The 6,576-nt window shown below is 39.8% G+C and carries 5 protein-coding genes and 1 tRNA gene; 2 read left to right on the forward strand and 4 right to left on the reverse strand.

Features of this window, described 5'->3' with window-relative positions; genetic code table 11:
• Position 1: 1 nt before the first annotated feature.
• Positions 2-1,030 carry an NAD(P)-dependent oxidoreductase gene (locus H9X96_RS21065; protein WP_187668187.1) on the reverse strand — a complete coding sequence of 343 codons (1,029 nt, stop codon included), beginning with the start codon at positions 1,028-1,030 and terminating at the stop codon, positions 2-4.
• 411 nt (positions 1,031-1,441) lie between these two features.
• Between H9X96_RS21065 and H9X96_RS21070 the strand changes: the two genes are divergently transcribed.
• Positions 1,442-1,762 (forward strand): hypothetical protein, encoded by a 321-nt coding sequence (locus H9X96_RS21070; protein WP_187668188.1) that lies wholly within the window; start codon positions 1,442-1,444, stop codon positions 1,760-1,762.
• Positions 1,763-1,937: 175 nt separating this feature from the next.
• Here the strand turns inward: H9X96_RS21070 and H9X96_RS21075 are convergent, their stop codons facing one another.
• The 3 genes from H9X96_RS21075 to H9X96_RS21085 form a co-directional block, all read right to left on the reverse strand.
• Positions 1,938-2,375 (reverse strand): tail fiber domain-containing protein, encoded by a 438-nt coding sequence (locus tag H9X96_RS21075; protein ID WP_187668189.1) that lies wholly within the window; start codon positions 2,373-2,375, stop codon positions 1,938-1,940.
• Positions 2,376-2,456: 81 nt separating this feature from the next.
• Positions 2,457-3,959 carry a glycerol kinase GlpK gene (gene glpK, locus H9X96_RS21080; RefSeq protein WP_187668190.1) on the reverse strand — a complete coding sequence of 501 codons (1,503 nt, stop codon included), beginning with the start codon at positions 3,957-3,959 and terminating at the stop codon, positions 2,457-2,459.
• A gap of 51 nt (positions 3,960-4,010) precedes the next feature.
• Positions 4,011-5,573, reverse strand: a complete 1,563-nt coding sequence (locus tag H9X96_RS21085; RefSeq protein ID WP_187668191.1) for a glycerol-3-phosphate dehydrogenase/oxidase — start codon at positions 5,571-5,573, stop codon at positions 4,011-4,013.
• Positions 5,574-6,118: 545 nt separating this feature from the next.
• Between H9X96_RS21085 and H9X96_RS21090 the strand changes: the two genes are divergently transcribed.
• Positions 6,119-6,191, forward strand: a tRNA-Lys gene (locus H9X96_RS21090).
• The last annotated feature ends 385 nt before the right edge of the window (positions 6,192-6,576 follow it).

A 6,576-nucleotide genomic window follows, 5' to 3' on the forward strand; every position in this document is an offset into this window, starting at 1 on the left:
GCTAAAGCTCATTGAAGAACCGCGCAGACATTTCCTTATCTTTATGTAGTAAAGCATGAAAAGGTTCTGATTTTTTCAGCAGCTGGCGCTTAATAGAGCCCCTGAATACGGAGGCCATCGTTTTCTTGATCGGCGATACCGATTGATTTAATTTTGCAAAATAATGCTCCAGGGTATCCCTTCTGAAATGAAGGAGTTCTTCCAATTCATCACCATCCGCATAATATCCGCAGTGAAAATTCTTCTCCGCAAAAGCGTTTGAGGGAAAATCCAGTTCCCCTAAACCGAAGGCTTTAAAGGAGCGGGAAAGGAAATCCTGATAACTGATACGGCAAAGGGCTCCTCCACCAAGATTATAAGTTTCCCTAGATAATTCGCTGCGTTTTGACAGTCCATTTACAAAAGCCCTGGCGGTGTCTTCTGGTGTTAAAATCTCCATAGCCGTAGCCAGAGGCATGTGGAACATGATCCCAGAAGGTTTGTGATTATTGGTACCCATGATTGCAGCCAGTCTAAAAATACAGAAATCGAGACCGCTGTTACGGATGTGCTGTTCCGATTCTATTTTGGTGACCGCATAATGATCCTCCGGACTCGGTGATAAAGGATCTGAAGTTCTAATCCAAGGGGTATTTAAACGATCTCCATAAACGGAGATGGAGGAACTGTACATGAAAAAAGCATCCGGAGAATACTGCTTCAAGGCCTGGATCAGGTATCTGGTCCCATTCACATTTACATGATAAGCCAGTTCTGGTTTTTCATCTGCCAATGGTGGTATAATCGCCGCCAAATGAATCAAGAAATCCTTTTCCATACAAACTTCTGCCACCTCTTCTGCATTGCTTAGATTGCCATAAACTACCTTTATCTGTTTTTCATAAGGAGACAATAGTTTAGTCGAGTTTTTTGTCTTTTGATCGAAAACGGTGATCTCATATTTATCAGCTTGCAGAACCAGTTGTCTCAATACTTCAAAACCTACTGTTCCTGATGCTCCTGTCAATAAAATTTTCTTTTTCACTTTCATAACCGCTAATTAATTTTGTAGACAAGAATTTATTTTTTATTCCTGATCATATATTAGTAAGCATTTATTATTCCAAAAAAATTAAAGCAACCGGATAAAAGTGTATTTTTACCTCAGGAAGCTTACATTAATTCACTCATAAACAAACAGATAACAAACAGAAATACTGGCTAATAAATAATATGGCCATCATGCAGCAGGCCAAAGATTAAGCTCATTCCAATAATGATCAGCTGATTTACCTTATAACAAAAGCAACACTACCTGAAGCCCAACGCATTGCCACTGCTACTCCCTTTCCTTATGAGGCATCTGTTTAGACTATACACTCTGACTCCGTTTAAGCTTGTATAAGTAAAAAAATAAAGGAATTATATAATCTTCCACAAAACTGGTATATTCGTGGCAATTATGGGTTACGCAAAAGAAAGAGGAAAGCTGGAGAAGCTATCAGGAAAAATTGTTGGTCTGGATATTTATAATGAGAAAAACTTCGCTATTCTCGTTGACAGCCATGAAAAATACTCACATACCATCAGGATTCTGAAAAATAAAGAACCTGAATTGTTTATGGATTTATATACCAATGAGCTTCAGCAGATCAAAGAAAGCAGAAAAGCAGTAAAAGAAAGTGAAACAGACGAAGCTCGTCAGTCGACCTTCATTCTATATAGAGATACACTTGTAGCGGTGATGGAGAAAACCATTAACATTACAAAAGAGACCAATTAATTGGTTTAAAATACAGCAAAAAGCCTCAGAGAAATCTGAGGCTTTCGTGTTTATAACACCTGATGTTTTTTTCGAAAATGCGGGGTATTTTTCCAGGATAAGCTGGTAAAAAAATCTCCTGGGCTTCGACGGGTATTAACGGAAGCTGTTCTTTTTAAAGCTGCGCTTTAAAGTATTATTTTGCTTTCGCTTTTAATACATTCAATTCTTTCTTTAAAAGTTCAATTTCTGCCTGCTGTTCTTTGATCGCGGCTACCAGTACAGGGATTAGATTTTCTGTCTGCACCTCATTGTATTTTACAACTTTGGAATCATTTTTTCCGGCATTATATTGTTTGGACACTTCGGTTACCATTTGCGGAAATTCAGGGAGTACATTACTTACTAAGAAACCGTATTGGCCACCTGTTGGCAATTGTAGGTAATTGAACTTTTTGGTATCATAATTAAAAGTAACTGGCTCCAGATTCTTCAGCTGCTGTGTGGCAGTGGAGATCTTATCTACATTTACTTTCAGTTCTTTTTCATTGATTTTTTGTGCGCTTACGCTCATTGCACTTGCGATTAAAACAAATCCGAAGGCAACAGTTTTCACTAAGATTTTACATTTCATGATATTAAAATTTTGGTAAAACAAGATGTTAATTCTCCAGTCCTACTCCCTCCTTTTTCCATTTGGACAAAAGTAGGATATTTATTCTTCAGACCAATTTCTTGATCTTTCTACTGCTTTTTTCCAGTAGTGAAGGTAGTTTTTAGCCTGGTCTTTTCCCATCGTTGGCTCAAATTTCTTTTCTATATTCCATTGTTTCTTGATTTCTTCTACACTGCTCCAGTAACCCACAGCAAGACCTGCCAGATAAGCAGCTCCTAAAGCAGTCGTTTCGAGCGTCTTTGGTCGGACTACATCACTGCCAAAAATATCTGCCTGAAATTGCATTAAAGCATTGTTTTCGACTGCTCCACCATCTACCCTTAATTCTTTAGATTTCTTTCCGGAGTCGGACTCCATACTTTTCAAAAGATCATTTACCTGGAAAGCGATCCCCTCCAAAGCCGCACGGGCGATGTGGGCAGCAGTGGTTCCTCGGGTAATTCCGAATATCGCACCGCGTGCATATTGATCCCAATAAGGGGCACCTAATCCGGTGAGGGCTGGCACGAAATAAACACCACCATTGTCTTTGACCGAGGCCGATAAAGTTTCACTTTCTGCAGAGGTCCTGATGATTCCAAGACCATCACGCAGCCATTGAATCGCTGCTCCGCCGACAAAAACACTGCCTTCTAAAGCATAAGTAACTTTACCATTGATCTTCCAGCCTACGGTAGTCAGCAAGTTATTTTTTGAGAATACAGGTTTATGACCCGTGTTCATCAGCATAAAACAACCGGTACCATAGGTATTTTTCGTCATTCCTTCATCTACGCACATCTGACCGAATAATGCAGCCTGCTGATCTCCTGCAATTCCAGCAATAGGAATTTTGGAAGCGAAAAGTGTAGTGACCGTATTTCCATATACTTCAGAACTTTGTCTGACTTCTGGCAGCATACTTTCCGGAATCGTCAGCAATTCCAATAGTTCTTTATCCCATTCCATCGTATTGATGTTGAACATCAAAGTTCTGCTGGCATTGGAAACATCGGTGATGTGCATTGCCCCGCGGGTAAATTTCCAGACCAACCAGCTATCTACGGTACCAAAGCACAAATCTCCATGCTCTGCTCTTTCCCTTGCGCCTTTCACATTGTCGAGAATCCATTTCACCTTAGTTCCTGAGAAATAAGCATCAATGACGAGTCCCGTTTTTTCTTTTATTTTCTCTGTCCAGCCTTTTTCTTTCAGCTCGTCACAGTATTTTGAGGTACGTCTGTCTTGCCAAACGATGGCATTGTATACCGGAATTCCGGTTTCTCTATCCCAAACAATCGTCGTTTCCCTTTGATTAGTGATACCGATTGCAGCGATATTTAATCCGTTTAAATCAGATTTGGCAATCACTTCAGCTGCGACAGAAGATTGCGAATACCAGATTTCATTTGCATCATGCTCTACCCAACCTGGTTTCGGAAAGAATTGCTCAAATGGTTTCTGCGCTACGGCAACGACCTCACCATCATGGTTAAAAATAATGGCACGAGAACTTGTTGTTCCCTGATCGAGGGCTAGAATAAATTTTTGATCTGGCTCCATTTTATAGGTGTTATTGGAATTAATAAGTTTAAAATTATCTCTGGTTTTGATTTAAAATATGGTGTAGGTCTTAGCGAGCTTCTTAAAATCCTCCACTTCATTCTCTACCCATGCCTGATCGCGGTTCAGCTCTTCAGCAATGATTCTGGCCACTTCAGGTGCTGCTGCAAGGGCTGCTTTTACATCCAGGAACAGCAGTCTAAAACGGCGTCCCAGCACATCTTCTACCCTACGCGCATATTCGTTTCTTACGGCCCATACCACCATTGCTTTTGTATAGGGATATGCTGGAACCAGTCTTTCCCCAAGTGAAGGGTTTTCCTGAATCAGCTTTTGTATTCCTAGAAGATCAGTTCCATAAAAATGAAGCGGATCTGATTGGTCTGGCGATGCCACATACCCATGAATATGAAGCTGTTCCGTTTTACAAGATTTTGCTGGCAGGTAGCCTTTTTCAATCGCTTTATCTACCGTATCCTGAGCCATTCTTCTAAAAGTAGTCCATTTACCACCGGTAATCGTGATCATTGCAGAATCTGACACGATGATCTTATGGCTTCTGGAAATTTCTTTCGTTTTTGAGCCTTCCTGTTTTGGGGCTGCCAATGGACGTAAACCTGCAAAAACAGCAAGCACATCTGCACGGCTTGGCTTTTTCCTGAAATATTTTGCTGCTGTAGAAAGGATAAATTCGATTTCCTCATCCAAGGCCTGAGGCTCCAGTTCCGGATCATCTCTTAAGGTATCCGTAGTTCCTACAATGAGTTTATCATGCCATGGCACAGCAAATAGTACCCTTCCATCGTCAGTTTCAGGAATCATCAGCGCATTATCACCTTCCATAAAGGAACGATCTAGCGTTATGTGTACCCCCTGACTCGGGCGTACCAGGTGCGGTGCTTCCGGTCTGTCCATTTGTAGGATATTGTCTACATATACACCGGTTGCATTGATCACCACTTTTCCAAGAACATCATAAGTATTTCCGGTTTCAATATCTTTCACTTTCACACCGTTTACTTTCTTAGTGCTGTCTTTTAGCAAACCTTCCACCTTCATGTAGTTGAGTACCGTTGCACCATTTTCTATAGCAGTTTGTGCGATATTTAAAGCAAGCCTGGTATCGTCAAACTGACCATCATGGTAAACTACTCCACCTTTTAATCCTTCTCTTTTAATAGAAGGCAATGCGGCAATCGTCTTTTCTTTATTGATATATTTTGAGCTACCTAGACTGAGTTTACCTGCTAACAGATCGTAAAACTTCAATCCTATAGTATATTTGATATTGTCGAACCAAGTGTAGTTAGGAATGACGAATGATTCATTTTTAGTCAGATGAGGGGCATTTTTCAATAATAAACCTCTTTCGTGACAAGCTTCACGTACCAGGCCAAGATCACCCTGAGCCATATAACGCACGCCGCCATGTACTAATTTGGTTGCTTTACTAGAGGTCCCTTTGGCGAAATCTGCCTGCTCCACTAATAACGTTTTATAACCACGGGTAGCCGCATCCATTGCAATTCCCAAACCTGTAGCTCCCCCGCCAATGATGACCACGTCCCATTTTTCGCCGGTTGCAAGATTCTGTATCAATTTAAGTCTGTCCATAGTAGCGCTTTTAACAAAATGAAACTTTCAATTAGTTTCGTTTTCTTTCACAAAATTGTCTTTTTATAGTTTCATATCCAAATTAATATCACGTTATTTTCTGGCAGAATGCGTTAAATCATCTGTAATTGAACAAAATGCGGGAAAAATTACCTGAGCTTTACATTCTGATCAGCTCTGGGCACGTATAATCTTAACATTGGTTAAGAAGATAATGAAGAAGCGTGGCAATTTGTTTGCTGTATTGGCTTATTTCCAGTCAATTATTTTTTAACAATTGTGATTTGAGCGCTGATATAGGCTGGAAAGCAATAATTGATAGTTTAAATCGAATTTTCTACTGCTGTATAATCACCGCTTGCAGTAAATACACGCAGTATTCCGCTCCTATCAGAAACAATTAGGTTATTTCCTGTAAAAATATTTCGACTGTACCTCAGTACATTACGAAATTTCTTTAATTATTATTCACTTTTTTAAGTGCTGAGTATACTGATTAAGGAAATTTTTCTATCTTTGCACTCCCGAAACAAGGGAACATAAATGATTCCGTAGCTCAGCTGGTAGAGCATTACACTTTTAATGTAGTGGTCCTGGGTTCGAATCCCAGCGGGATCACAAGAAATAGTAACAAAACGTTTAAAAGCCTGAAAATCAATTGATTGCAGGCTTTTTGTTTTTACCCAAAACTACAGTTTATTCAATAAATCACATATAAAATTGAGTGATTCGGTGAGTAAATTGAAGTTCCCCCGACTCACCGAATAAACGCATTAACATTCTGATATTCAGGGATCAAGCGGAATTCTTGGGGGGAAGGAAATAAATTCTTTCTTTTGCATTCGTAAACCAAACGAAAATTTTCATTTTGAGTCAAGCCGAGCAAACCCTGATCAGTTTATTATTACCGGAAGGTATTCTGGATTATTTTGAATTAACGCAGGTAGAAAAAGAAGGTAAGATGCTAAACATCTACCTTGAAGAGAAAAATATAGCCCCAGAT

Source organism: Pedobacter sp. N36a, from assembly GCF_014472395.1.
Lineage (GTDB): Bacteria > Bacteroidota > Bacteroidia > Sphingobacteriales > Sphingobacteriaceae > Pedobacter.